25 protein-coding genes are annotated in these 25,973 nt (G+C 64.6%); 8 read left to right on the forward strand and 17 right to left on the reverse strand.

What is annotated here, in order from left to right; translation table 11 throughout:
• The first annotated feature begins 114 nt into the window (after positions 1-114).
• Positions 115-1,635, forward strand: coding sequence for a GMC family oxidoreductase (locus tag ACQR3T_RS12655; protein ID WP_428693640.1), 1,521 nt, complete (start codon positions 115-117; stop codon positions 1,633-1,635).
• A gap of 30 nt (positions 1,636-1,665) precedes the next feature.
• Here the strand turns inward: ACQR3T_RS12655 and ACQR3T_RS12660 are convergent, their stop codons facing one another.
• The 11 genes from ACQR3T_RS12660 to ACQR3T_RS12710 all read right to left on the reverse strand — a co-directional run bounded on the left by ACQR3T_RS12660 (position 1,666) and on the right by ACQR3T_RS12710 (position 11,413).
• Positions 1,666-2,571 carry a helix-turn-helix domain-containing protein gene (locus tag ACQR3T_RS12660; protein ID WP_428693641.1) on the reverse strand — a complete coding sequence of 302 codons (906 nt, stop codon included), beginning with the start codon at positions 2,569-2,571 and terminating at the stop codon, positions 1,666-1,668.
• A 1-nt stretch (position 2,572) separates the two neighbouring features.
• Positions 2,573-3,880: a phenylacetate--CoA ligase PaaK gene (gene paaK, locus ACQR3T_RS12665; RefSeq protein ID WP_428693642.1), complete on the reverse strand. Its 1,308-nt coding sequence runs from the start codon at positions 3,878-3,880 to the stop codon at positions 2,573-2,575.
• A gap of 19 nt (positions 3,881-3,899) precedes the next feature.
• The gene (gene paaE / locus ACQR3T_RS12670) at positions 3,900-4,994 is read right to left on the reverse strand and encodes a 1,2-phenylacetyl-CoA epoxidase subunit PaaE (protein WP_428693643.1); all 1,095 of its coding nucleotides are present in this window, start codon (positions 4,992-4,994) and stop codon (positions 3,900-3,902) included.
• Positions 4,994-5,455, reverse strand: coding sequence for a 1,2-phenylacetyl-CoA epoxidase subunit PaaD (paaD, locus tag ACQR3T_RS12675; protein ID WP_428693918.1), 462 nt, complete (start codon positions 5,453-5,455; stop codon positions 4,994-4,996). Before paaD ends, paaE begins: the two co-directional genes overlap by 1 nt.
• A gap of 41 nt (positions 5,456-5,496) precedes the next feature.
• Positions 5,497-6,414, reverse strand: coding sequence for a 1,2-phenylacetyl-CoA epoxidase subunit PaaC (gene paaC / locus ACQR3T_RS12680; RefSeq protein ID WP_428693644.1), 918 nt, complete (start codon positions 6,412-6,414; stop codon positions 5,497-5,499).
• A 28-nt stretch (positions 6,415-6,442) separates the two neighbouring features.
• A complete protein-coding gene (gene paaB / locus ACQR3T_RS12685; RefSeq protein ID WP_037175753.1) occupies positions 6,443-6,805 on the reverse strand; it encodes a 1,2-phenylacetyl-CoA epoxidase subunit PaaB in 363 nt (120 codons plus the stop codon).
• Entirely contained in the window at positions 6,802-7,749 is a 948-nt protein-coding gene (gene paaA / locus ACQR3T_RS12690; RefSeq protein ID WP_428693645.1) for a 1,2-phenylacetyl-CoA epoxidase subunit PaaA, read from the reverse strand. Before paaA ends, paaB begins: the two co-directional genes overlap by 4 nt.
• A gap of 130 nt (positions 7,750-7,879) precedes the next feature.
• Positions 7,880-8,650 carry an enoyl-CoA hydratase-related protein gene (locus tag ACQR3T_RS12695; RefSeq protein WP_428693646.1) on the reverse strand — a complete coding sequence of 257 codons (771 nt, stop codon included), beginning with the start codon at positions 8,648-8,650 and terminating at the stop codon, positions 7,880-7,882.
• Complete coding sequence (locus tag ACQR3T_RS12700; RefSeq protein WP_428693647.1) at positions 8,647-9,498, reverse strand: 3-hydroxyacyl-CoA dehydrogenase family protein; 852 nt, start codon at positions 9,496-9,498, stop codon at positions 8,647-8,649. Before ACQR3T_RS12700 ends, ACQR3T_RS12695 begins: the two co-directional genes overlap by 4 nt.
• Positions 9,495-10,217: an enoyl-CoA hydratase/isomerase family protein gene (locus ACQR3T_RS12705; RefSeq protein WP_428693648.1), complete on the reverse strand. Its 723-nt coding sequence runs from the start codon at positions 10,215-10,217 to the stop codon at positions 9,495-9,497. Before ACQR3T_RS12705 ends, ACQR3T_RS12700 begins: the two co-directional genes overlap by 4 nt.
• A complete protein-coding gene (locus ACQR3T_RS12710) occupies positions 10,214-11,413 on the reverse strand; it encodes a thiolase family protein (protein WP_428693649.1) in 1,200 nt (399 codons plus the stop codon). The genes ACQR3T_RS12705 and ACQR3T_RS12710 overlap by 4 nt, the downstream gene beginning before the upstream one ends.
• A gap of 111 nt (positions 11,414-11,524) precedes the next feature.
• On the opposite strand from ACQR3T_RS12710, the gene ACQR3T_RS12715 reads away from it, so the two are divergent.
• The 5 genes from ACQR3T_RS12715 (at position 11,525) to ACQR3T_RS12735 (ending at position 16,085) form a co-directional block, all read left to right on the forward strand.
• Positions 11,525-12,136, forward strand: coding sequence for a TetR/AcrR family transcriptional regulator (locus tag ACQR3T_RS12715; RefSeq protein WP_032380646.1), 612 nt, complete (start codon positions 11,525-11,527; stop codon positions 12,134-12,136).
• 76 nt (positions 12,137-12,212) lie between these two features.
• Positions 12,213-14,240, forward strand: coding sequence for a phenylacetic acid degradation bifunctional protein PaaZ (gene paaZ, locus ACQR3T_RS12720; RefSeq protein ID WP_428693650.1), 2,028 nt, complete (start codon positions 12,213-12,215; stop codon positions 14,238-14,240).
• The gene (locus ACQR3T_RS12725; RefSeq protein WP_037175764.1) at positions 14,237-14,554 is read left to right on the forward strand and encodes an EthD family reductase; all 318 of its coding nucleotides are present in this window, start codon (positions 14,237-14,239) and stop codon (positions 14,552-14,554) included. The genes paaZ and ACQR3T_RS12725 overlap by 4 nt, the downstream gene beginning before the upstream one ends.
• A 23-nt stretch (positions 14,555-14,577) precedes the next feature.
• Positions 14,578-14,946 carry a hydroxyphenylacetyl-CoA thioesterase PaaI gene (gene paaI / locus ACQR3T_RS12730; protein WP_176457523.1) on the forward strand — a complete coding sequence of 123 codons (369 nt, stop codon included), beginning with the start codon at positions 14,578-14,580 and terminating at the stop codon, positions 14,944-14,946.
• Positions 14,947-14,975: 29 nt separating this feature from the next.
• A complete protein-coding gene (locus ACQR3T_RS12735; RefSeq protein WP_428693651.1) occupies positions 14,976-16,085 on the forward strand; it encodes a PucR family transcriptional regulator in 1,110 nt (369 codons plus the stop codon).
• On the opposite strand, the gene ACQR3T_RS12740 is transcribed toward ACQR3T_RS12735, so the two are convergent.
• Positions 16,069-17,478 (reverse strand): FAD-binding oxidoreductase, encoded by a 1,410-nt coding sequence (locus tag ACQR3T_RS12740; protein WP_428693652.1) that lies wholly within the window; start codon positions 17,476-17,478, stop codon positions 16,069-16,071. The two genes, ACQR3T_RS12735 and ACQR3T_RS12740, sit on opposite strands and share 17 nt — an antisense overlap.
• 295 nt (positions 17,479-17,773) lie before the next feature.
• On the opposite strand from ACQR3T_RS12740, the gene ACQR3T_RS12745 reads away from it, so the two are divergent.
• Positions 17,774-19,075, forward strand: coding sequence for an MFS transporter (locus ACQR3T_RS12745; protein WP_428693653.1), 1,302 nt, complete (start codon positions 17,774-17,776; stop codon positions 19,073-19,075).
• 149 nt (positions 19,076-19,224) lie between these two features.
• Here the strand turns inward: ACQR3T_RS12745 and ACQR3T_RS12750 are convergent, their stop codons facing one another.
• Complete coding sequence (locus ACQR3T_RS12750) at positions 19,225-19,935, reverse strand: hypothetical protein (protein WP_428693654.1); 711 nt, start codon at positions 19,933-19,935, stop codon at positions 19,225-19,227.
• 181 nt (positions 19,936-20,116) lie between these two features.
• Between ACQR3T_RS12750 and ACQR3T_RS12755 the strand changes: the two genes are divergently transcribed.
• On the forward strand, positions 20,117-20,989 hold the full coding sequence (locus ACQR3T_RS12755; protein WP_196249192.1) for a VOC family protein: 873 nt from the start codon (positions 20,117-20,119) through the stop codon (positions 20,987-20,989).
• A 120-nt stretch (positions 20,990-21,109) separates the two neighbouring features.
• Here ACQR3T_RS12755 and lpdA read toward each other — a convergent pair whose 3' ends face one another.
• The 4 genes from lpdA to pdhA are packed head-to-tail and all read right to left on the reverse strand — an operon-like array spanning position 21,110 to position 25,852.
• Positions 21,110-22,477, reverse strand: a complete 1,368-nt coding sequence (gene lpdA, locus ACQR3T_RS12760; RefSeq protein WP_428693655.1) for a dihydrolipoyl dehydrogenase — start codon at positions 22,475-22,477, stop codon at positions 21,110-21,112.
• Positions 22,474-23,739 (reverse strand): dihydrolipoamide acetyltransferase family protein, encoded by a 1,266-nt coding sequence (locus ACQR3T_RS12765; protein ID WP_428693656.1) that lies wholly within the window; start codon positions 23,737-23,739, stop codon positions 22,474-22,476. The genes lpdA and ACQR3T_RS12765 overlap by 4 nt, the downstream gene beginning before the upstream one ends.
• A complete protein-coding gene (locus ACQR3T_RS12770) occupies positions 23,736-24,740 on the reverse strand; it encodes an alpha-ketoacid dehydrogenase subunit beta (protein ID WP_428693657.1) in 1,005 nt (334 codons plus the stop codon). Before ACQR3T_RS12770 ends, ACQR3T_RS12765 begins: the two co-directional genes overlap by 4 nt.
• Complete coding sequence (gene pdhA / locus ACQR3T_RS12775; protein WP_428693658.1) at positions 24,737-25,852, reverse strand: pyruvate dehydrogenase (acetyl-transferring) E1 component subunit alpha; 1,116 nt, start codon at positions 25,850-25,852, stop codon at positions 24,737-24,739. The genes ACQR3T_RS12770 and pdhA overlap by 4 nt, the downstream gene beginning before the upstream one ends.
• Positions 25,853-25,973 lie beyond the last annotated feature (121 nt).

A 25,973-nucleotide genomic window follows, 5' to 3' on the forward strand; every position in this document is an offset into this window, starting at 1 on the left:
GAGCTCGCTCCTGGTGGTGCGCATCTGACCCACAATGTGTGCGCGCAGTCACAAGAATGTGCTCGCGGATTCGGCCACTGTTGTGTCGACGGTCACAACAGAAAGAGGCAGCGCATGTCGACGGACTACATCGTAGTGGGAGCAGGATCAGCAGGAAGCGTCATCGCCCGGCGGTTGCTCGACGCAGGGCACACCGTGCACGTGATCGAAGCTGGACCGGTGGATACCGATCCGGCGATCCACTCACCGCAGGGCTGGCCCACGCTGTTGGGTGGCTCGCAGGACTGGGGACTGTTCACCACTCCGCAGAAGCACGCCAACGATCGCCGGATCTTCTGGCCGCGCGGACGCGTACTCGGCGGCAGCTCGTCCCTCAACGGAATGATCTACGTGCGAGGGCATTCCAGCGACTACGACGGGTGGGCGTCCGCAACCGGCGATGCCGGGTGGGCCTGGGAGAACGTGCTGCCGCTGTTCAAGCGCTCGGAGTCACACGAGCTCGGTGCCAATGAGTTCCACGGCGGCGACGGGCCACTGCCGGTGTCCATCATGGGTACCCCGCATCCACTGGCGGCGGCCTTCGTCGACGCGGCCGTCGAACACGGGCACAAGCTGATCGACGACTTCAACGCCGACGAGATGGTGGGTGCCGGCTACAACCACACCACCACCCGCGACGGCGAACGGATGAGCGCGTGGAAGAGCTTCGTCGGCCCGGTGCTCGACAACCCTGATCTGACCGTCACCACCGGGGCCCTCGTGCACAAGGTGGTGGTCGAGAACGGCCGCGCGGTGGGAATCGAGTACAGCCTCGGTGGTTCCGAGCTGGAGCGATCGTTCGCCGATCACGAGGTGATCCTGTGCGGCGGAGCTCTCGGATCACCGAAGACGTTGATGCTCAGTGGAATCGGGCCGTCCGGGCACTTGGAGGAACTAGGAATCGACACCGTCGTCGACCTGCCGGGGGTCGGCGAGAACCTGCACGACCACTTGCTGCTGAGCAACATCTACGAGTCCCTCGAGCCGCTCGCCGCGGGCACCAACAACCTGCTCGAGGCGCAGCTGTACGCCCGCAGCACCGGATGGGCCGGTGCCGCACCCGATCTGCAGCCCCTGTTCATGCACATTCCGTACCCCGCCGATGGATATCCGGTGCCCGAGAACGGTTACACGATCGCCCCGGGCATCGTGGCTCCCCGTTCGCGTGGCACGTTGCGGTTGGCGTCCTCGGACCCGAGTGAACTGCCACTGGCGGATCCCAATATCCTGGCCGATCCGTGCGACCTCGAAGCGATGGTCGACGCGGTCGAGATCTGCCGCGAGATCGGTGCGTCCGACGCGTTTGCGCCGTGGCGGAAGGCCGAGGTGGTTCCGGGACCGAGTGCGCGTACACGCGACGACCTGCGGGCATATGTTCGCCACACCGCCGGCACGTACCACCATCAGGTCGGCACCTGCAAGATGGGTACGGACTCGGACGCCAATGCTGTTGTCGGAGGAGATCTTCGAGTTCGTGGCGTCGACGGACTGCGGGTCGCGGACGCGTCGATCATGCCCACCGTGCCGTCGGGCAACACCAACGCGCCGTCCATCATGGTCGGTGAGCGGGCCTCGGATTTGATCCTCTCGAGGTAGCTCGTGGTCGGGTGAGGGCGGTGTGCGCTCTCACCCGGCGCGATACTCCCGCGGCGACATGCCGTACGTCTCCTTGAACAGCTTCGAGAAGTTCGAGGAATCGATCAAACCGTGCCGCGCACAGATGGTTCCGATGCTGTCCGCGGCGAAACGAGGGTCGCGTAGATCGCGGTGGCATCGATCCAGTCGCCTGGATCTGATCCAGCCGGCGACCGTGCGACCGTCGGACTCGAAGAGCTTCTGCAGGTAGCGCGTCGAAATGTGCAGACGCGCAGCGAGAGACGCCGTGGACAGCGAGGGATCGGACAGGTGCGATTCGACGAGAGCCTTGGCCTCGATCAGCAGAGTCGAACCTGGAGCCTCGTTCGGCGCTGCGTCGTCGAGAGCGGCACCGAGAAGGTCGAGTACAGCGTGCTCGAGCATCGGCGTGGTGGGCAGAGTGCCGTCGAGAGCGTTGCGTCGCAGCGTATGCAGAAACGGTGACACCAACGCGCCCACTCCCCGGGCACCCTCGATGCGCCGTGCCGCCACGGTCGTCAACTCCCGGGCGTCGATGCGCAGTTCTCGGCGCGGGAACATCACGACGAACATCTCGAAATTGCCGGAGAAGTGCAGTTCGTACGGGGCGCTGGTGTCGTACACCGCGAAGTCGCCCGGACGCAGCACGGCCTCGCGCTCGTTCTGAACGATCGTGCCGCACCCCGTCAGTTGCAGACCCACCTTGATCAATCCGGGGTCGGACCGCCGGATGGTTGCGCGCGTGCGCCTGACGTCGACCTCTCGGCCGGTGACCTCACTCAGTTGCAAGGCCCCAAGCGTCGACGAGACCAGCGTGCCTTCGAACGACGACGGCCCGGTGGACACAGCGTCGAGCGGCACGAACGCCGTCGAGACGTTCTCGCGCCATTGCTCGAAACTCTGTGCCACCGGGCTCATGTCATACGGCTGGTCGGTTGTCGATCAGCCGGCGGGCTTTGCCGATGGAACGCTCGAGAGCTGCCGGTGCGACGACATCGACCGCAACGCTGACGCCGATGCGGTCCTTGACGAGCTTCTTCAGCGTCGCCGCTGCTGTTGCGTGCGTGTCGAGGGCAGCGTCGGGGCGGGCTTCGACGAGTACCGTCATCGAGTCCATGCGGCCTGCGCGCTCGAGCACGCACTGGAACTGCGGTGCCAGCACGGGCACGGTGAGGATCAGCTCTTCGATCTGCGTCGGGAAAAGATTGACGCCGCGCAGAATGATCATGTCGTCGGTGCGGCCGGTGACCTTCTGCATCCGACGCATCGTGCGGGCAGTTCCGGGCAGCAGTCGCGTCAGATCGCGGGTGCGGTACCGGATGATCGGCATCGCTTCCTTGGACAACGACGTGAACACCAACTCACCCTCCTCACCGTCGGGCAGGACTTCCGCGGTCACCGGGTCGATGACCTCCGGATAGAAATGATCCTCCCAAATGTGGAGTCCGTCCTTGGTTTCGACGCATTCCATCGCGACACCCGGTCCCATGACCTCGGACAGGCCGTAGATGTCGACAGCGTCCATGTCGAGGGTCTTCTCGATCTCCTTGCGCATCTCCTCGGTCCACGGCTCCGCGCCGAAGACACCGGTTCTCAGCGAGGTCTTGGCCGGATCTATGCCCTTCTTGATCATCGCGTCCACGATCGTGAGCATGTAGGACGGCGTCACCATGATGGCGTCGGGCTCGAAGTCCTCGATGAGCTGGATCTGACGATCGGTCATACCACCGGACATCGGAATGACTGTGCAGCCCAGTCGTTCTGCGCCGTAGTGTGCTCCGAGTCCGCCGGTGAAGAGTCCGTATCCGTAGGCCACGTGCACCTTGTCGGACGGCTTCACCCCGCCTGCGCGAAGGCTACGGGCGATGAGGTCCGCCCAATTGCTGACGTCGTTCGCGGTGTATCCGACGACGGTCGGTCGCCCGGTGGTGCCCGAAGACGCATGAATGCGCGAGACCTGGTTCTGCGGGACGGCGAACATGCCGAACGGGTAGTTCTCGCGCAGATCCTTCTTCGCGGTGAACGGGAACTTCGCCAGATCCGACAGGTCCTTCAGATCGGTCGGATGCACACCGGCGTCGTCGAAGGCCTTCTTGTAATGCGGAACGTTGTCGTAGGCGTGCTGCAGTGACCACTGCAAGCGCTCCAACTGGAGAGTGGAGATTCGATCCCGGGACGCGAATTCGATGTCGGGGGTGTCTGTGGGGGCGGACAGCACACTGGTCATGATTGCTCTCTCGTTGGTCTCAGGCGTCGAAGTCGACGGTGACGGTGTCGCTGAGTGGGTAGGTCTGGCAGGTGAGCACGAAGCCGGCATCGACTTCGTTGTCTTCCAATGCGTAGTTGCGCCGCATATCCGTCTCGCCGAACGTGATCTTCGCGCGGCAGGTGCCGCACACCCCGCCCTTGCACGCGAAGGGAAGATCGGAGCGCAGTTGCTCGGCGGAGTCCAGGATCGACTCGTCCTGCGGCAGTGCACCTGTGACCTCACGGCCGTCGAGGATGATCGTGACCTCGCTGCTCGGGCCGGTGATGCCCGGTTCGCGATGCTTCTCCTGCGGCGGGGGCACGTCGTCGACATAGAACAGCTCGGCGTGGATGCTGGTCTTCGCCACACCGAGGTCTCCGAGAACCTGTTGGGCATCGGTGACCATCCCGAACGGGCCACACAGCCAGAAATGATCGATATCCGGTGTGGCGACGACGGTGTCGAGTATCTCGCGCAGCCGTTCGGCGTCGAGTCTTCCGCTGAACAGTTCGACCTCGCGCGGTTCCCTGGACAGGACGTGAATGACATCGAACCGGCTGCCGTACTGGTCCTTCAGGTCCGCGATCTCCTCGGCGAACATCACCGTTCGGGTCCGCCGATTACCGTACAGCAGAACTACTTCGGCGTCGGGGTTGGTCAGGACCGAGGCGGCGATGGACAGCATCGGGGTGATGCCCGAGCCGGCCGCGATGAGAACGTGCCTGCCCGCCTCGGCGGGATCGGCGTGGAAGGTGCCGGTGGGCCCCTGAACATCGATTCGATCGCCTGCCTTGACGTCGTGGACCAACCACGAGGAGAACAATCCGTCGGAGACCTCGCGGACACCGACGCGGGGACGAGCACCGGCCGGTGCGCAGATCGAGTAGGAGCGGCGATGTTCGACGCCGTCTATCGTGCGGCTGAGCATCAGGGATTGTCCTGGGCGAAAGTCGAATTCGTCCATGAGGTGTTCGGGCACGTCGAACGTGACGGCGACGGCGTCGTCGCACAGTGACTCGACGTCCGCGACGGTCAACGTGTGAAAAGGCTTGTTCCGCAGATTCTTCTGTACGGGTTCGGCGGTGACGGTCATCAAATTTCCTTCACGTGGTCGAAGGGCTCGAGGCAGTCGTCGCACCGGTACTGGGCTTTGCAGAGGGTGGCACCGAACTCGGAGGTGAGGCGGGTATTGGTGGAAGTGCACTGGGGGCAGGCGATCTGCCGTGGTTTCACGGTGAGGGTCAACGGGACCGGACCGCTCGTCCGCGCCGGGGCGGGGCCGGGTACGGAGTAGCCGGCTTCGCGAAGCTTGCGCAGGCCTTCCTCGGAGATCCAGTCGGTGCTCCACGCGGGGGAGAGGCTGGTGACGATCTCGACGTCGGAGTAGCCGTGGTCGGTGAGCTTGTGCGCGATGTCGTCGCGCATCGTCGCCATCGCCGGGCATCCGGAGTACGTCGGAGTGATCGTGACGAGCACACTGCCGTTCTCGCGTACCTCGACGTCGCGCAGGACGCCGAGGTCGTCGAGAGTGAGCAGCGGCATCTCGGGATCCATGACGGTGGCGGCGATCTCGCGTGCCGTTCGTTCGAGAGTGGTCACCAGACTCCCTCCGGATGCGCTCTCGCCACGACCTGCATCTCGGCGACGAGGGGGCCGAATGCCTCGGTGTGGATACCGCGCCTGCCGCCGCGGCCGCCGATGGTGCCCACCGACTTGCCCTCGGGTGCCTCCAACTCGGCGGCGTGCAGTACCTGCGCGAGAACGGAATCGAACTCCTCGCGCACGTCGCGTGGGTCGACGCCGACACCGACCTTCGCGAGTGCGATCTCCTCGTCCGTCGGCACGAACAGTTCGGAGACGTACGGCCAGATCCGAGCCACCGCGTCGCGGACGCGTCGCTTCGATTCCTCCGTGCCGCAGCCCAGAGTGACGACCCAGCGTGCCGAGTAGTCGCGGTGGTACGTCAGCTCTTTGACGCCCTTGTTCGCAACCGCGGCGAGAACGGGATCGCGGGAATCCTGCAGGCGCGTGAAGAGTGCGAGCCGCCACGTCGAGAACACCAGAAGGCGCACCTGAGATTTGGCGAAATCACCGTTGTCGAGCTCGGTGAGTCGTACGTTCCTGAATCCGGCCTCGTCGCGGAAGAACGTGAGCGCGTCCTCGGCCGGTGCGGGCGAGGTGTCCGAGATGAACGGCACAACCGTCGGATCGGCTTTGGCGGCGCGGGCCAGCAGTAGCCGGGCCTGGCCGAGGAGGTCGAGACCGACGTTGGCCAGCGCTACTTCTTCTTCGAGTTCCGGTGCGCGTGTGCTCCACTCGGCCAGGCGCTGCGCGCTGATCAGCGCATCGTCGCCGAGCATGAGGCAGTATGCGGCAAGGGCTTTCAGATCGACGTCGTCGGGAACGGTGGTGTCGACTCCGGCGAGCGGATCGTCGAAGCTCGTGCCGAATGCCCACTGCCCGTGCGAGTCCTCGTCGACGAGGCCCTCGTAGGCGTTGTCGTGATCAGTCATGAGTACTTGTCCTCTTGAAGTGTGGATCTCACATGTGGGGAACGTTGTCGGGGATCTCGTAGAACGTCGGGTGGCGGTACACCTTGTCGCCACTCGGTGCGAAGAACGGATCCTTCTCCGACGGCGACGATGCGACGATCGAGTTGGACGGAACCACCCAGATGCTGACGCCTTCGTTGCGGCGGGTGTAGACGTCGCGCGCGTGACGCAGGGCCATGTGGTCGTCGGCGGCGTGGAGTGATCCGACGTGGACGTGGTTCAGGCCGCGCTTGCCTCTGAGGAATACCTCGTACAACGGCCAATCAGCCTTGACCGCTTCCTTTTTGGGCTCTACCGGAACACCCTCGGTAGGCACTGCTCCGTGGCCGCCCTCGGCGGTGAACTCGCTCATGATGCTGCGTTCCTCTCGGCAAATGCGGTTGCAGCCTCGCGGACCCAGGCTCCGCTGTCGTGGGCTGCCCGACGGTTCGCGACGCGCTCGACGTTGGAGGCTCCGTTGCCCTTGATCACCTGCATGAACTCGGACCAGTCGGGCTCGCCGAAGTCGTGCGACTTGCGCTCCTCGTTCCACTTCAGGTCCGGGTCGGGGAACGTGACGCCCAGTGCCTTCGCCTGCGGGATGGACATGTCCACGAAGCGTTGGCGCAGTTCGTCGTTGGTGTGGCGCTTGATGCCCCACTTCATGGACTGCTCGGTGTTGGGGGACTCGTCGTCCGGCGGGCCGAACATCATCAGTGCTGGCCACCACCACCGGTTCACCGACTCCTGGACCATGGCGCGCTGTTCATCGGTGCCGCGCATCATGGTGGCCAGCAGTTCGTAGCCCTGGCGCTGATGGAAGGATTCCTCTTTGCAGACGCGGATCATGGCGCGCGCATACGGGCCGAAGCTGCTGCGGCACAGAGGAACCTGGTTGCAGATCGCTGCGCCGTCGACGAGCCAGCCGATAGTGCCTACGTCGGCGTACGTCAGGGTGGGGTAATTGAAGATCGAGGAGTACTTCTGCTTGCCCTCGATGAGCTTGACCGTCAGATCGGCGCGGTCTGCACCGAGCGTCTCAGCGGCGGAGTACAGGTAGAGGCCGTGGCCGGCTTCGTCCTGCACCTTGGCCATCAGGATCGCCTTGCGGCGCAATGACGGCGCACGGGTGAGCCAGTTGCCCTCCGGCTGCATACCGATGATCTCGGAGTGCGCATGCTGGGCGATCTGGCGGATGAGCGACTTGCGGTAGCCGTCGGGCATCCAGTCGCGGGGCTCGACGCGCTGTTCGCGGGCGACGGTGTCATCGAACCCGTCCTGCAGCGTCTCGGCGGACAAGGTGTTTGAAGTGGTCATAAGTCCTACTTTCATTACCGAATGATCGGTTGGTAACCAGTATGCCTCGAGGGTGGCTCCGCGCACAAGAGCGGCGAGAGCGGCTTCGCCGCACGTGCGCGGAACTTCGTAGCAGGGGTCGAGTTTCTGTTCACATGCCGACGAAGGAGGCTCTCTTTTTCGCCAGAAACGCATCCACCGCTGCCTTGTGGTCGGCGGTCTGGCCCAGGGCGGTCTGTGCCTGCGCCTCGCGGTCCAGTGCGTTGGACAGTCCGGAGTGCGCGATCAGCGACTTGACCTGCTTGTAGGCCTGGGTGGGGCCGGCAGCGAGGGAGGTGGCCAGCGTGCGTGCTGTCTCGAGAACATCCGCATCGTCGACGACGCGATGCACCAGGCCCCAGTCCAGTGCCTGCGCGGCGGTGACTTTGTCGTCGAGCAGCATCAGACCCGCGGTCCGGCTCGATCCCAGTGCCTCGACCAACGTGTAGCTCAATCCCGAGTCACTGGCCAGGGCGATGCCGGTGAATGCCGTCGCGAACGACGACTTGGTGCCGGCCACTCTGATATCGCCGGCGAGTGCGATCCCGAGACCTGCGCCGACGCATGCGCCGGGGATGGCCACGACGATCGGCACCTCGAGCGCTGCGAGCCCTCGGATGACCGGGTTGTAGTGCTCACCGACGGTGTCCATCGCCGTGGCCGGATCGGCCTCGAGCGCGGTGACGTGCTCACCCAGATCCTGGCCGACGCAGAAGTTCTTGCCCTCGGCGGTGATCAATACGGCACGGACCTCTGGTGCGGCGGCGTTCTGAACGGCCTCCGCCAACGCGAGCTTCGTCGCGACGTCGAGGGCGTTGTGCGCCTCGGGGCGCGCGAGGGTGATGGTCGCCAGGCCGTCGGAGATGTCGAACCGTACCGTCATGCGTTCGTCCAATCGTGAAAGCCGCGACCGGACTTGCGTCCGATGTCACCGCGAGCAACCATGTCTCGCAACAACTGCGGGGGTGTGAACCTGTCGCCGAGGGTCGATGCCAGGTGTTCTGCGATCGCGAGCCGAACGTCCAAACCCACGAGGTCGGTCGACCGCAGCGGGCCCATCGGGTGCTTGTAGCCGAGTTCCATGGCGCGATCGATGGATTCGGCGTCGGCGACGCCCTCCTCCAACATCCGAATGGCTTCGAGCCCGAGGCAGACGCCGAGGCGTGACGTCGCGAAGCCGGGGGAGTCGTTGACGAGCACCTCGGTCTTGCCGAGGAGCGTCACCCATTGCTGTACTCGCTGCACCACGTCGGGGGAGGTGGCCGGCGCCCGCACGATCTCGACGAGAGTCGACGCCGGAACCGGGTTGAAGAAGTGCATCCCGATGAAGCGGCTCGGATCGCTGAGTGCCGCACCGAGTTCGGCGATGGAGATCGAGCTCGTGTTCGACGCGATGACCGTGTCGGGCCCGGCGATCTTGTCGACGAGAGCAAGTACCTCGACCTTGAGCGACGGGATCTCGGGCACGGCTTCGACAACCAGATCCAGCTCGGCCGGGAGATCCGCCGGCCCGGCGACGGTGGAGACCCGGGCGAGAATCGCAGCGGGATCCTCGCTGAGCTTGCCGCGCTCGTGCGCCCGATCCAACCCGTTCGAGACTCGACCGAGGGCTGCTTGTTGGTCGGCTGCCTCGGCGATGACGACGCTCGAGCCGAGGGCGGCGAACACCTGGGCAATACCCGCACCCATCCGGCCGCCACCGACCACTGCCACAGTGGATGGAACTGTCATTTCTTCTTCTCCAGAAATGCCGTCATTCGGCGTTGTTTGTCTTCGGTCTCGAACAGAACGGCCTGCGCGATGTCGTCGGCCCACGGGTGTGAACCGGGCGCATCGAGAATCTTCTTGGTCAGCTTCAGTGCCAGAGGTGCTTGCTTGGCAATGCGATCCGCGAGGGAATGCGCTGCGGCCAAGGGCTCGTCGACGACGTCGAGCACCAGGCCGGATCGGAGTGCCACCTCTGCGTCGAGCGTCCGGCCACCGAGGAGCACCTGCTTCGCGACGGACTTTCCCACCAACGTCGGTAACCGGTAGCTGGCCCCGGCGGCAGCCATGATGCCCAGCCCTGGTTCGGGATTACCGAACACGGCCGTCGGCGACGCGATACGGATGTCGCAGGCGTAGGACAGCTCGGCTCCGCCCCCGAGGGCGTAGCCGCGCACCGCGGCGATCGTCGGCAGGGGGAGTCCGGCGATGCGGTCGAACAGGTTTCGGTTGATGCCGCGCAATGCATCGTCGCGGGTGCGGGCCCGCAGCTGATTGATGTCGGCACCCCCGGCGAAGTGCTCGCCCGCTCCGGTCAGGATGACGATTCTCGGATCCTGCTCCACGAGCGCGCACACCTCGTGCAACTCACCGATCATCTCGGAATCGATTGCGTTGCGCTGCTTCTCGCGATTCAGAGTGACGACAACGCGGTCCGTCAGGTCCTCCACGACGAGCGTGTTCACGGTGCCTCGATCAACATCGACACACCTTGCCCGACACCGACGCAGAGCGTCGCGAGCCCGCGGGAGGCCTTCTCACGTTCCATCCGGCCCAACAGCGTCAACAGAATTCGAGCACCCGACGAGCCGAGAGGGTGGCCGAGAGCGATGGCACCGCCGTCGGCATTGACGATGTTCTCGTCGAGCTTCAGCTGGCGGATGACGCCGAGGGACTGCGCCGCAAATGCCTCGTTGAGTTCGACGGCACCGAGATCCTCGACCGACCATCCTGCGCGAGCGAGTGCCTTCTGGGTGGACGGCACCGGCCCGAGCCCCATGATGTGCGGTGCGATACCGGCACTCGCGCTGGTGACGATGCGGCCCCGTACCTCCAGGCCGTACCTGTTCACGGCCTCCTCCGACGCCACGACCAGCGCCGACGCACCGTCGGTGAACGGTGACGACGTTCCGGCGGTGACGATGCCGTTCTTGCGGAAGACGGTCTTCAGGGTGCCGAGCTTCTCCACAGTGGTTCCGCGTCGCGGCGTCTCGTCCTCGGTGACCTCGCCGTTCTTGGTCGCGACGGGCACGATCTCGTCGGCGAAGCGTCCGGCGTCCTGGGCGGCGACGGCTCGCTGCTGACTGCGGAACGCGAAGGCGTCGGACGCCTCGCGGGTGATGCCCTCGCTGAGCGCGACCTCCTCGGCGGTTTCGCCCATCGACAGGGTGATCTTGGGATCGGTTCCTGCGTCGTGGGAGGCGAAGGTCGGATTGGTGAATCGCCAGCCGAGGGAGGTGTCGAAGATTTCTCCGGGCTTGGCCCACGCGGTCCCCGGCTTGGCCATGACCCACGGCGCGCGCGTCATGGACTCGACGCCACCGGCGACGATGATGTCGGCCTCACCGCTGCGAATGGTGCTGGCGGCATTCGCAACTGCAGTCAGTCCGCTCGCGCACAGGCGATTGACGGTGTAACCCGGCACCGTGTGCGGAAGACCCGCGAGCAGAACGGCCATTCTCGCCACATCACGATTGTCCTCGCCTGCCTGGTTCGCGGCGCCCAGAACCACTTCGTCGATCCGGTCGACGGGCACACCCGCGCGCCGGACCGCCTCGGCGACGACCAGCCCGGCCAGATCGTCGGGGCGCACCGAGGCCAGTGCTCCGCCGTAACGTCCGTGCGGCGTGCGTGCGCCGGCCACGAGAAATACTTCGCCCACTTGAAATCTCCTCCGTACGGTTGCGTCATTAATAACCGAACATTCGGTCGTTTGGCAAGGTTTGCTGCCCACGGTGCTGTGGAATCGGCCGACGGCTGGGAAGATGTGGCAATGACAACCGCACGCGCGCCGCGCAAGACCGGACAGCCAGGGCGGCCGGGATACGATCTGGACTCGCTCTTGGCAGTGGCGGTCAAGGTCTTCAACGACCGTGGATACGACGGCACCAGCATGGAAGTTCTGGCGAAGCGGCTCGGGATCACCAAGTCGTCGATCTATCACCATGTGTCCGGCAAGTCCGAGTTGCTCGAACTCGCGTTGTCGCGGGCTCTCAATGCGCTGTTCGCCGTGACGACCGAGGATCGGGCCACGACCGGGCGATACATCGACCGCCTCGAATACCTGGTGCGTCGCAGCGTGGACATCCTGTGCGCCGAACTGCCGTACGTGACGTTGCTGCTGCGCGTGCGGGGCAACACCGACGTCGAGCGCCGAGCCCTCGCGCGTCGGCGCGAATTCGATTCGTTCGTCACCGGACTCGTGGTCGCCGCGGCCGAGGAGGGTGACCTGCGTCCCGGTGTCGACCCGGCGCTCGCGTCCAAGCTGGTCTTCGGCACGGTCAACTCGCTCATCGAGTGGTATCGCCCGCGCACCGGTGGATCGGTCGAGGAATTGGCCGACGCCGTCGTGGCGCTGACCTTCGACGGCCTGCGCCGCACGTAGCAGGACAAGTCTTGACATCTCGGCGTCCGACGGCGATGGTAATTACCGACCGAACGTACGGTGAGATGGAGGCGTTGTGAGCAGACTTCTGGAAAGCTATGCCCAGGGCACGTGGTATTCCGCAACCGATGAGGGAGCGCCGCTGCTGAGCGCCGTCGACGGCAGTGAGATCGCTCGGGTGTCATCCAGCGGACTCGACGTCGCAGGCATGGTCGACTACGCCCGCACCGTCGGAGGGCCCGCGCTCGCAGCCCTGACGTTCCACGAGCGTGCGGCCCTGCTCAAGCAACTGGGCCTGACACTGATGGCCGGCAAGGAGGAGTTCTACCAACTCTCCCGGCACACCGGAGCCACCACCCGAGATTCCGGCGTCGACATCGACGGCGGATTCGGAACCGTGCTGAGCTACGCGAGCAAGGCCCGACGCGAACTCCCCAACGAGACGGTCTATCTCGACGGCGCGATCGAGCAACTCGGCAAGAAGGGCACCTTCCTCGGTCAGCACATCTACACCTCGCGGCGCGGCGTCGCCGTCCAGATCAATGCGTTCAACTTCCCGGTCTGGGGCTTCCTCGAGAAGCTGGCACCCGCGTTCATCGCCGGTGTGCCGTCGATCATCAAGCCCGCCAGCCAGACTGCGTACCTCACCGAGCTGGTGTTCCGACGGATCATCGAGTCGGGGCTGCTGCCCGAGGGTTCGGTGCAGCTGCTGTGTGGCAGTGCCCGCGGTGTGCTCGACCACCTCGGTGGTCAGGACTCGGTGGCGTTCACCGGATCCGCCGATACCGCAGCGACCCTGCGCTCACACCCCAACGTCGTCGGCGAAGGACTGCATTTCACGGCCGAGGCCGACTCTCTCAATGCGTCGATACTGGCAACCGATGTGGCACAGGATGATCCAGAGTTCGACCTCTTCGTCAAGGGTGTCTTCAACGAGATGACGTCCAAGGCCGGTCAGAAGTGCACGGCGATCCGTCGTGTGCTGGTGCCGCAAGACTCGGTCGAGCCTGTCATCGAGGCGCTGAAGGCAAAGCTGGAGAAGGTCGTTGTCGGTGATCCGGCCGACGAGGGGGTCACCATGGGTGCACTCGCCAGTATCGATCAGCGCGACGAAGTCCTCAAATCCATTCGGGGACTGACCAAGTCCGCATCGGTGGTCTTCGGCGATCCCGACGCTGTGGATCAGCGAGCGGGGGCATTCATGGCACCGGTGCTGCTGAAGGCCGGCGACAAGACCGCACCCGAACCGCACGAGATCGAGGCGTTCGGGCCGGTATCGACCGTCATCGGCTACGACAACACTGCAGACCTGCTCGATCTCGTAGCCCGCGGAAAGGGCTCTTTGGTTGCATCTCTCGTGACCAAGGATTCTGTGATCGCGCGTGAGATCGTCCTGGGCAGTGCTCCGTACCACGGCCGCATCCTGGTGTTGAACTCCGAGGACGCGAAAGAATCGACCGGCCACGGCTCGCCCCTGCCGGTCTTGGTGCACGGCGGGCCGGGCCGAGCAGGCGGTGGTGAAGAACTCGGCGGTATCCGCGGCGTCCTGCACCACATGCAGCGCACGGCAATTCAGGGAACACCGGATGTCCTGACGGCCATCGGCAACAAGTGGGTCGCCGGGGCGAAGCAGACGACCGGCGACGTCCACCCGTTCCGTAAGAACCTCGGCGAGCTGAAACTGGGCGACACCATCATCGGTGGACCACGGCAGGTCACCCGCGCTGATATCGATCATTTCGCCGAGTTCACCGGGGATACGTTCTACGCTCATACCGATCCTGAAGCGGCAGCGGCCAATCCGCTGTTCGGTGGCATAGTGGCCCATGGCTACCTGGTGGTCTCCCTAGCCGCCGGGCTGTTCGTCGACCCGGCTCCGGGCCCCGTCCTGGCCAACTTCGGCGTCGACAGCCTTCGCTTCCTGACGCCGGTCAAGGCCGAGGATTCGTTGACGGTGACGTTGACGGCCAAGCTCATCACTCCGCGTCAGAGTGCCGATTACGGCGAAGTACGTTGGGATGCAGTGGTTGTCAACCAGGACGGCGATCCCGTAGCCACCTACGACGTTCTCACTCTCGTCGCGAAGCCCGAGGCCGCGTCATGAGCGTACGAGTAGCCGTCTGTTACGGGATGCCCGAGGACACTGCCGCATTCGATCGTCACTACGCCGAGGTGCACGTGCCCCTCGCGCGGGCAGTCCCCGGTTTGGTCGACTTCACCTGGGGCACGCTCGACTCGCTCGACGATTCACCGCCGCCGTACTACGCGATCGCCAGCCTGTACTTCGCGGACGAGACATCGCTGAAGGCAGGATTGTCCTCGCCCGAGATGAAGGCCGCGGGCAAGGATCTGCGCAACTTCGCAACCGGTGGCGTCACGATGTTCACCCAGAACGAGCAGTCGGTGTTGCAGCCGTGACGGATTCGATGATCGCGCGAGAGATGTTCGAGGTCGACGCCGCGTCCCGCAAGCTCGGTATCGAATTGATCGAGCTGTCACCTGGACACGCGAGGATGTCGATGGTCGTGACCGAGGACATGGTCAACGGCTATGCCATCACCCACGGCGGCTACGTGTTCCTTCTAGCGGACACGACGTTCGCAATGGCCTGTAATTCGCACGACGATTCGGCCGTCGCGGCACGTTGCGACATCCGATACCTCCGTCCGACGACGGCCGGGGACGTGCTGGTTGCAGATGCCGTCGAGCGTGCGCGGTTCGGCCGGAACGGCCTCTACGACGTGTCGGTGACGTGTCGAGACGAGCTGGTCGCCGAATTCCGAGGTGACAGTCGCACCGTGGCCAGGTAGTCGGATCTGCTCGGAAGTACGGTGAGTCGATGACCACTGCCGATCTGTCTGCCTTGGCCGACGCCACGGCGGCTGCTGTGGGCGGCGCGGTATCGGTGATGGACCCGGCCGGCTACGTCGTGGCCTACTCGTCGCTGCCCGGGCAACCGATCGACGACGTGCGGCGCGACGGGATTCTCGGCAAGCAGGTTCCGGCCGAGTACATGGCGCACCATACCGACGAGGACTTCCGGCGCAGCTGCACTGTGCGGGTCGTCGCCGTAGCCGGGGTGCTTCCTCGCCTGGCCGTGCCGGTGACCAGTGGCGGCCAATATCTCGGTTCGATCTGGTGCATCGTCCCCACCGTGGCAGTGTCGCCGCCCGATCCGGCCGCGGTGGCGGCATTGCAACGGGCAGCAGCGGAAGCAATACCGTTGCTGAGCCAGCGACCGCAGGCTGTGGGTGTCGAAAAGCCCAGGGCACGTGAACTACTGACCGATCCAACTGCCGTCACACCCGATGGGCAGCTGTATACGGTGCTGGCGACCCGGGTGCAGTCGGACCGGCCGGACGCCGCCGCGTCGCGACTGCGGGGGATGCTCGACCTGACCTTCGGGCAACAGCTCGACTCGGGTGCTGTCGTGATCGACGGCGCTGCCTTCCTCGTGATGCGTTCCGAAATCCCAATCACCGTAGACGAATTCGAGCATGTTCGACGCAGGGCTGTATCTGCCCTCGGAATTCCGGTGACGTTCGCGCTCGGTGGACCGGACGAGCGCCCGATGACTGCTCGAGTGCACGCGCAGTGGGCGCTCGACGCCTGCGAGGACGGTGCTCCGACCATCGCTTTCGAGGACGTCCGAGTCCACGCCACGCTGCGCAGGGCAGGGGCAGTTCTGTCGGAGGTGTCGTTGGCGTTGCCTGCCGTCGAGCGGATGCTTTTCTGCGATGCTTCGGAAGGTACCGAGTACGCCGCGACGGTGCTGGCGTTGTTGGCGCACGAGTCCAACGTCGCCGCCGCAGCTGCATCGCTGTACCTGCATCCCAACACCTTCCGCTACCGACTCCGGCGTACCAAGGAGTTGTTCGGTCTCGATCTCGACGACGCGGACACCCGGTTGCTGGTGTGGATGTCGCTCCGGCTCAGGGCCGGGCGGTGAGGACCTTCCCGGGGTTGAGCAGGTAATGCGGGTCGAGCAATTCCTTGATGCCGCGCTGCAGTTCCGCTGCAACCGAGTCGAGTTCGGTCTCGAGTAGATCGCGCTTGAGCAGTCCCACCCCGTGCTCGCCGGTGATGGTTCCACCCAGTGAGAGGGCGAATGCCGCGATCTCGTCGAACGCGCTGTGCGCCTTGGCCAACGATGAGGGGTCGAGGGGGTCGACGATGACCGTCGGATGGATGTTGCCGTCGCCTGCGTGGCCGACGACTCCGATGACGATGCCCAGCCGGTCTGCCACCCGACCCACCTCGTCGATCATCGTAGCGAGTTGTGAAATAGGAACGGACACATCGTCGACCAACGGTGAACCCAGACGCTCGAGTGCCGGGTACGCCAGTCGACGGGCCTGCACGAGCTGCTCCGATTCGACCTCGTCCTCGGCAACGGCCACATCGGTCGCACCGGCTGCGGTGCACAGCGCCGCGATCGCCTCGAGCTCCTCCACAGCGCCTGCGCCGATGTCGGATTGGGCGATCAGCACTGCCGCCGCGTCGGTGCCGAAGTCCATCCGGGCGTAGGCGTCGATCGCGGCGATAGTGGTGCGGTCCAACAGCTCGAACAGGCTCGGGGTGATACCTGCCGCACGAATCCTCGACACTGCCTCTCCTGCAGCGACAGTGGAGGGGAAGGTCGCAGCCATCGTGAGTGGTACGGCGCTGGGGAAATCGAGGCCGACGGTGGCCTCGGTGATGATGCCGAGCGTTCCCTCGGAGCCGACGAACAGCTCTGCCAGGGAGAGCCCAGCCACGCCTTTGACGGTGCGTCGCCCGACGAACGTGGCGCGGCCGTCGGCGAGTACGACGCGCAGCCCACGGACGAATCGTGCTGTGACGCCGTATTTCACGCAGCACAGGCCGCCGGCGTTGGTGGCGATGTTGCCGCCGATCGTCGACGCCTCCCAGCTGGATGGATCAGGGAGGTACGTCAGTCCCTGCTGCACGGCAGCATCTTTCAAACCTTTGTTGGTGACACCGGGTTGCACGACGGCGGTGCGGTTGACGACGTCCAACTCGACGATCTTGTTCATGCGCCGGGTATTGAGGGCGATGGCTCCCGCGCTGGCGTTCGCTGCTCCGGCCAGGCCGGTCAATGCTCCCTGTGGAACAACGGGAATGCGTTGTGCCGACGCGATTTTCATGATGGCCTGGACGTCCGATTCCGTCGTCGGCAGTACCGCCACCAGTGGCAGGCTGGATTCGCACAACGCTGCCGAGTCATGCCGATAACTGGCGAGAATGTCGGGGTCGGTCACCACCGCGTCGACACCGAGGGCACGCGTCAGTTCGTCGATGACCTGAGAGTATTGAACGACTGTCGACGTGGGTGCGGCCATGAGTTCGAGTATGACCGGCGTCACTGTCGACGTCTGCGTCGTTTCGGACGAAGCGAGAGGCTCCCATCGGTAGTTTCCGACGAAGTGCGTCCATCACCTTGTTATGTACGCGACCACCTTGACAAACTACGGTGGCGCCGGTCACAGTAATTACCGACCGAATGGACGGTGAGTTTTATCCGATTCTGCGCTTGCACCTAGTCGCCGTCCTTCACCCATCGCAACCCGCCCCGCCCCACTCCGAACGGCCGCTCGATGCCCGAGCGCCGGAGCCCGAACGAAACGAGACAAGTCGATGTCAACTCAGGTCGAGACGCCCACCGGGGTGTCGCGTGAGCATCGCCGCGCCGCCATGGCCAGCATGGTCGGTACCACCGTCGAGTGGTACGACTTCTTCATCTACGCGCAGGCGGCGTCGCTCATCTTCGCCCAACTGTTCTTTGCGCCCATGGGGTCGTCCGGACAGCTAGTCGCCTACGTCACCATCGGTATCAGCTTCGTCTTCCGTCCTCTCGGGGCCATCGTCGCCGGCTATTTCGGTGACAAGATCGGCCGCAAGAAGGTCCTCATCGCCACCCTCACCCTGATGGGTGCGGCCACCGTCGGTATGGGGCTGCTGCCGACCTACGCGACCATCGGCATCTGGGCTCCGATCATTTTGATCGTGCTGCGCATTCTGCAGGGGTTCTCCACCGGCGGCGAGTGGGGCGGCGCAGCGCTGATGGCCGTCGAGCACGCCCCGAAGGGCAAGCGCGGAATCTACGGCGCAGCAACCCAGATGGGTGTTCCACTCGGCATGCTCATTGCGGTGGGAACGTTGGCACTGTGCACCGGCTTGCTCAGTGAGGAGCAGTTCGAGGCCTGGGGCTGGCGTATTCCGTTCCTCATCAGCTTCGTGCTGATCCTCGTCGGTTTCTACATTCGACGCCGCGTCGAGGAGACTCCGGTGTTCAAGGAGCTCGCAGAACGCAAGGAGCGCAACCACACTCCGGTCCGCGCCCTGTGGCGCACCAACAAGAAGCAGGTCATGCTGGCCGCGCTGTCGTTCATCGGCACCAACGGCAACGGCTACATCATCGTCGGTGGATTCATCGTGGCGTACTCGACGCGTGAACACGGACTCGCTCGCGTGGACGTATTGGTGGCCAGCCTGTTCGCTGCCATCGTGTGGGGAATCTTCACCCTCCTTGGAGCACATCTGTCCGATCGCTACGCCCGAACCACCATCATGAATCTCGGTAACGCGGCAATGGTGTTGTGCGCCATCCCGTTCTTCCTGCTCGTCGACACCGGTGAATTGCACTGGATCTACGTGGCCCTCGGACTGTTTGCCGTCGGACTCGGGCTGTCGTACGGTCCGCAGCCGGCTCTGTACGCCGAGATGTTCCCGGCAGCAGTCCGATTCAGTGGAGCATCCATCGGATACGCCATCGGCACGGTACTCGGTGGAGCCTTTGTTCCCACGATCTCCGAGGCACTGTTCAAGGGAACCGGCACCTCGATGTCGATCTCGATTTATCTGATGATCCTGGCGGCGATCTCTTTCGTTGCGACCTCGCGAATTAAGAACAGACGAGACGAGGATTTGAACGTCTGAATTGCCTATGACGAAAGCCCCGAAACCATAGTGGTTCTGGGGCTTTCGTCGTATGTGCACAAGACCGACCGCGACGGCTGGAGTCGACGCGGAACCCGTGTAGTTGATGAGACCGCATAATCGTCTGCACGCACACCGCCGAGTGCAATTCACGCCGACCGCGCACGACCACCCTGTCTGAATTCGCTTGCGTTCTGTTCGTGACGACGAGGCATTGGGCGTCGACGATCGGCGCGGATCGCTGCGATGACCAGAGCGACTGTCGCGGCGACAATGCACAGCCAGCTGAGCCAGAGCAGACCGCCGATCGAGCTGGCCACGCCTGCACCCCCGAACACGACCGCGCCCGCGACAAGACGGTTGACGTGATGTAGTCCCGGTTGCCGGACGACGCTTGCGACGAGAACGAGCTCGATGAAGGCGAGGGCAAGACCCACGATGATGTAGACGTGCGGCCGGTCGCTTCGAGTTGTCAGAAAGATCAGTTCGTCCGGGTTGGCCATCTGGAAGAGGGTCACTGCTACGCCCGTCGCAGCAGCAATCCCACAGACCGTGCACGCGTTACGAACCGCTCTCCCGCTTCGCAGCCACACAGCTACGACCGCGAAGGGCATCACCCACACGGCCAACGCGAGGTAGACCGGCCACAGCTCAGACGGTGCGAGAGAGGCCGCAGGCTCGTACAGACTTCGGTCCGGAAGTATCCATGTCCCGGTGAGCGTCAGCCAGGCGAAGGGAACGGTCCATGCAACCGCGGCCACCCATGACAGCGCTCCCCGTTTGCCGACCATCGCCGCGACCGCCGACACTCCGACCCAGATCGCGATGTAGAACACGATCACCGCTTGTGCCGTATTCACTCGTCTCCACAGCCCTCTCACGCAGTTGTCCGGTCTGCAGATTCCCTCACTCAGTAGTTCGGTCTGTTGCCCCGCGCGTATGGTCTCACCCGCCTAGCGCCTGTTGACCTTCGACCAGGTCGAAGCTGGACAATAAGAATTGCCGTCCGCACGAGACTCAGATCCGTAAGGAGCTACATCGATGACCGACACCCCCACCGCATCCGACACCACCATGGAAGCGATCAGCCAGGCGGTCACGCTCGGACGCAGCGGTGACACCGACACGGCCCGCCGCGAACTGCTGGCCCTCTGGAAACAAATCGGTGCCGCCGGCGACCCGTTTCACCGCTGCACCCTCGCTCATTACCTCGCCGACCTCTACGAGAACCCGGCCGAAGCGCTGATCTGGGACACCAGGGCCCTCGACGCCGCCGACGCACTCCCCGACGACCGCGCCCGCCGTCACAACTCGTCGCTGAGTGTCGCGGGCTTCTACCCGAGCCTGCACCTGAACATCGCCGACAACCTACGGCGCAGTGGTGCATTCGACATCGCGGCCGAGCACCTTCACCTGGCAGAACAACACGCCGCCGCACTGACCGACGACGCATACGGCGTCATGATTCGCACCGCCATCACCGAGGTCCGTGAGGCAGCCCGGCGGCACGACACCACGCGGCGACCGTCCGCACCGGGGCTTGTACTCGTGGAGATTCGCAGGGCAATGCCCGTGATCGTGACAGACGACCCCGCCGCCGCGCGCGAGTTCTATGAGACGTTTCTCGGTTTTCGCGTCGCGATGGAGGAGGACGGCATGCTCATGTTCGCGTCGATGAGCACGCCGACCACACAATTGATCGTCGCATGGCACAGTCCGACTGCCGTGGATCCCGAAATCACGTCAGTCGACATTTCGATGGAGGTCGGCGATGCGGACGCGGCCTACGCTCGAGCCAGAGCGGACGGGCTGGAGATCGTGAGGGAGATGCGTGACGAAGTGTGGGGCATCCGCCGGTTCTTCGTACGCGACCCTGCGGGTCGCGTCATCAACGTGGCCAGTCACATCTCGTAACTTCGGAAGCCGCGATGGGCTCGTTCAACACGTCCAGGGCAGCCTCCTCGAAAACCGTACAGCTACCAGGACGAGCGACGCCGCGACGCGTCCACTGCGAGGCTTGGAGCGTTGGGGAGTTCAGCTGTGCGCGTGCAACGGTTGTTCAGACAGTGCCATCATCGCCTCACCGAGTGCCTCGCTTTGCGTGGGGTGAGCGTGCACGAAGCTGCCGACCTCCGAAGGCAATGCCTCCCACGCCACCGCGAGTTGTGCCTCTCCGATCAGCTCGCCCACGCGGTCACCGACGAGGTGGACGCCGACAACCGGGCCGTCGTCGCGGGCTCGGATCACCTTCACTCCACCCGCGGTGGAGAGAATGCGGCTCTTGCCGTTGCCGCCGAGGTCGTAGACCACCGACGTCACCGTTCCGTATTTCTCCTCCGCCGCCTTCTCGGTGAGACCGACCGACGCCACCTCCGGATGCGAATAGGTCACGCGCGGAACGAGATCACCGTCGATACGTGCCGGTGCCAGGCCGGCGATGTGCTCGGCAACGAACATGCCGTGCTGAAAACCGCGGTGTGCCAACTGATACCCCGCCACGATGTCGCCGACGGCGTAGACGCCGTCCGCGGTGGTGAGCAGGTTGTCGTCGACGGTGACGAAGCCGCGTTCGGTGGCGATGCCATGCTCGGCCAGACCCAGACCGTCGGTGCGGGGTCCACGGCCCACGGACACCAGGACGAGATCCGCGGTGAGGGTGTCTCCGGATGACAATGCCACCGAAACGTCGTCGGGAGATTCGGCGACGGCCTCGACCTTGGTACCGGTACGAATGTCTATGCCGCGCTTGCGTAATGCCTTGGTCAACTGCTTCGAGGCCCACTCGTCTTCACCGGGAACGATGCGATCGAGGGCCTCGACGACGGTGACCTTGGCACCGAAAGAGGCCCAGATACTGGCGAATTCGATACCGATGACACCGCCGCCGAGCACGACGGCAGATTCCGGAACTCGATCCAGTGCCAACGCCCCGTCGCTCGTGAGCACCCGCGGCCCCAACTCGATACCGGGAATAGTGCGCGAATACGACCCGGTCGCGAGAACGAGTGAGGCCCCGGTGATGCGTCGACCGTCCACCTCGACGGTACGAGGGCCTACAACCTGTCCACGGCCGGAGACGATCTCGATACCCGGTCGCTTCAACAAACCCTGCAGCCCGCTGTACAGACCGGCGACCACGCTGCGCTGATAACCCAGTGCCGCAGGCATATCCACACCGGTCAGCGATGCCGTAACGCCGACGTGAGCAGCCCCGCGCACCGCATCGGCAACCTCGGCCGTGTGCAGCAAGGCCTTGGTGGGGATGCATCCGCGATGCAGGCACGTGCCACCGAGCTTGTCCTCTTCGATCAATGCCACAGACAGGCCGAGCTGCTCGGCCCGCAGGGCGCAGGAGTACCCGCCGGACCCGCCACCGAGAATGAGAACGTCGACGTCACTCATCGGACGGATCCCAATGCCACGACGGGGTTCTCGACGAAGTCGGCAACCGTGCGCAGGAACCCGCCTGCCACTCCGCCGTCGCACACGCGGTGATCGAACGCCAACGACAACTGCGCTACCTTGCGCACGGCCAATTGGCCGTCGACCACCCAGGGACGGTCGATGATGCGTCCGATACCCAAAATCGCGGCCTCCGGGTGGTTGATGATCGCGGCCGAGCCGTCGACCCCGAACACCCCGTAGTTGTTGAGGGTGAACGTTCCGCCGCTCAGGCGAGCTGCGGGCAGTGAACCGGTTCGCGCCAGCTCGGTCAACTCGGCCAGCCGCTCGGCGAGTTCCTTCAGATCGGCCTTGTCGGCCTGCGGCACAACGGGAACCATCAATCCGCGATCGGTCTGCGCGGCAATACCGAGTCCGACGTTCTCGTAGCGCAGGATCTCGCCGGCTGCGGTGTCGACCGTGCTGTTGAGCTCGGGGAACTTCGCCAACGCGATCATGGTGAGTTTGGCAAGCAGCGCCAGCAGTGTCACCTTGACTCCGTCGACGGAGGCATCGAGGTCGCGGCGGGCCTGCAGCAGAGCCGTCGCGTCGACGTCGACCCAGACGGTCGCCTCGGGTATTTCCGAGCGACTACGAGAGAGCTTGTCGGCGATGGTCTTACGTATCCCGGTGATCGGGATTCGAGTGACTACCTCCGACGAGGACGCAACGGTCGAACCGGCCAAGGCGCGCTCGACGTCCGCGCGGGTGATGACGCCATGGCCGCCGGCGGTATCGATGCTCGCGAGATCGAGCCCACCCTGCAACGCCATACTCCGAACGATGGGGGAGAGCACCTTCGGCGCATGTGAGTGGAAACTCGTAGCCTGGGTCGAGTTCTCGCTCACCTGCGGCGCAGCCGCACTCCGTTTGCGACGGCCGGTGGGGCTGTGGCCGGTTCCGTAGCCGATCAGCACATTGCCCGAACCGGCGCGTTCTTCTTCGCGGTAGCGCTCGTGGGCAGCAGGCGCATCGGCGACGGCACCGCCGGTGATACTGATCAGGGGAGCGCCGACGGCGAGTGAGGTGCCCTCGGCCGCATGCAGTTCGCCGACGACACCCTCGAACGGGCAGGGCACCTCGACGGAGGCTTTTGCTGTCTCTACTTCGACGACGACCTGATCGATGGTGACCGTATCGCCGGGCTTGACCTTCCACTCCACGATCTCGGCCTCGGTCAGTCCTTCACCGAGATCGGGGAGCAGGAATACCTGCATGCTCATACCGTGACCGCCTTGCTGAGGTCGGGAGCATCGTTCCACTGCAGTCGATCCATCGCATCGAGCACACGATCGGCGGACGGCAGGTGGAAGTGCTCGAGTTTCGGTGCCGGATAGGGAATGTCGAGTCCGGTCACCCGTAGTACCGGAGCGTGCAGGTGATGGAAACAACGCTCGGAGACCCGCGAGGCGATCTCGGCGGCTACGCCTGAAAACCCCTGCGCTTCCTGAATCACGATGCAGCGTCCGGTCTTACGTACCGAGGCCGCGACCGTCTCGTCGTCGAACGGATTAAGCGAACGCAGATCGATCACCTCGACGCTCCGGCCGTCCTCGGCCGCGAATTCAGCGGCCTGCATGGCGACGGACACGGTGGGGCCGTAGGCGAGAAGCGTGACGTCGGTGCCGGCACGACGTACGACGGCGGCGCCGATCGGCTCGGTCTTGGCCAGCTCGATGTCGTCCTTGGAGAAGTACAGCCGCTTCGGTTCGAGGAAGATCACCGGATCGGGATCGGCGATGGCGTCACGCATCAGCGAATACGCGTCGGCCACGGTGGACGGGGAGACGACCTTCAGGCCCGGGGTGTGGGCGTAGTAGGCCTCGGACGAGTCGCAGTGATGTTCGACGCCGCCGATACCTCCCGCGAACGGGATGCGGATGACCATCGGCGCGGTGAGTGATCCGCGAGTTCTGTTGCGCAGCTTCGCAACATGGGACACGATCTGCTCGAAAGCCGGGTAGGCAAAGGCGTCGAACTGCATCTCGACGACGGGCTTGTAGCCCGACATCGCCATTCCGATCGCGAATCCCACGATGCCGGACTCCGCGAGGGGGGTGTCGAAGCAACGATCGTCACCGAAGTCTCGGGTCAGTCCGTCGGTGACGCGAAAGACGCCGCCGAGCGTGCCGACGTCCTCGCCGAACACGACGACCTTGTCGTCCTCGGTCAATGCGTCGCGTAGGGCGGCGTTGAGGGCTCCGGCCATGGTCATCGTGGTCATGACAGTTCTCCTGCTGCGATTTCGGCGGCGACCTGATTCCGCTGTTCGGTCAGGCCGGGGGTGGGGGAGGAGTAGACGAACCGGAACAGATCCTCGGGGTCGACGTCCTGCTCGACATTCATGCCTGCGCGAAGTGCCGCGGCGTCGGCATCGGCCGATACCGTCATCTGCTCGCGGAGCTCGTCGGTGAGCAGACCCTGGGCTTCGAGGTAGGAATCGAGGCGAGAGAGCGGATCCCGGGCCAACCACCCTTCGACCTCGTCGGCTTTGCGGTATCGCGTGGCGTCGTCGGCATTGGTGTGGGCGTCCATGCGGTAGGTGTGCGCCTCGACGACCACTGGTCCCTTGCCTGCTCGGACGTACTTCACGGCCTCGTCCATCACGGCCATCATCGCGATCGGGTCGTTGCCGTCGACCTGCTCGCTGCCGATGCCGTAGCCGACGCCCTTGTGCGACAACGACGGAGCTGCAGTCTGACGTGCGAGGGGAACGCTGATGGCGAATCCGTTGTTCTGCACCAGGAAAATCACCGGTGCGCGGAACACCGCGGCAAAGTTGAGGGCCTCGTGGAAGTCGCCTTCACTGGTCGCGCCGTCACCGCAGAACGCGAGGGCGATGGTGTCTCGTCCCTGCTTGGCCTCGGCGTAGGCGAAACCGGTCGCGTGCAGCAATTGTGTTGCCAGAGGGGTGCATTGGGGAGCCACCTTGTAGGCGGTGGGATCGTATCCGCAGTGCCAGTAGCCGGCGAGCATGCCGAGCAACTCCACCTGGTCGACGCCTCGCGCCGCGAGAGCCATCGAGTCTCGGTACGTCGGGAACATCCAGTCCTGCTCACCCAGGCAGAGGGCGGCGGCGATCTGGCACGCCTCCTGGCCGCGCGAGGACGGGTAGACCGCGAGCCTGCCCTGCTTGGTCAAAGCGGTTGCCTGCTGGTCGAAGCGGCGACCGTGCACCATCGAGCGATACATCTCGAGCAGGCGTTCGTTCGACGGGTGTGCGTAGCGGGCGGCACTGTCCACGCCCGTCCCATCGGGTGCGAGATACTGCACGGGACGGTCGGCAGGCATGAACTGTTGGTAGGACGTTGCCGGAACCTTCTCGACGGTCGTCATGTCGCACTCTCCTGAAATCGGCTTGTACGGCGATTCTGGCCGAATCGGTGAGGAAGAAGTCCGATGGTCGTAGGATTGCAGACATATTGCTGACATTCCCGGCGCGAACTGACTTTCCGTC

This window comes from Rhodococcus sp. IEGM1428 (assembly GCF_050321865.1).
Classification (GTDB): domain Bacteria; phylum Actinomycetota; class Actinomycetes; order Mycobacteriales; family Mycobacteriaceae; genus Rhodococcoides.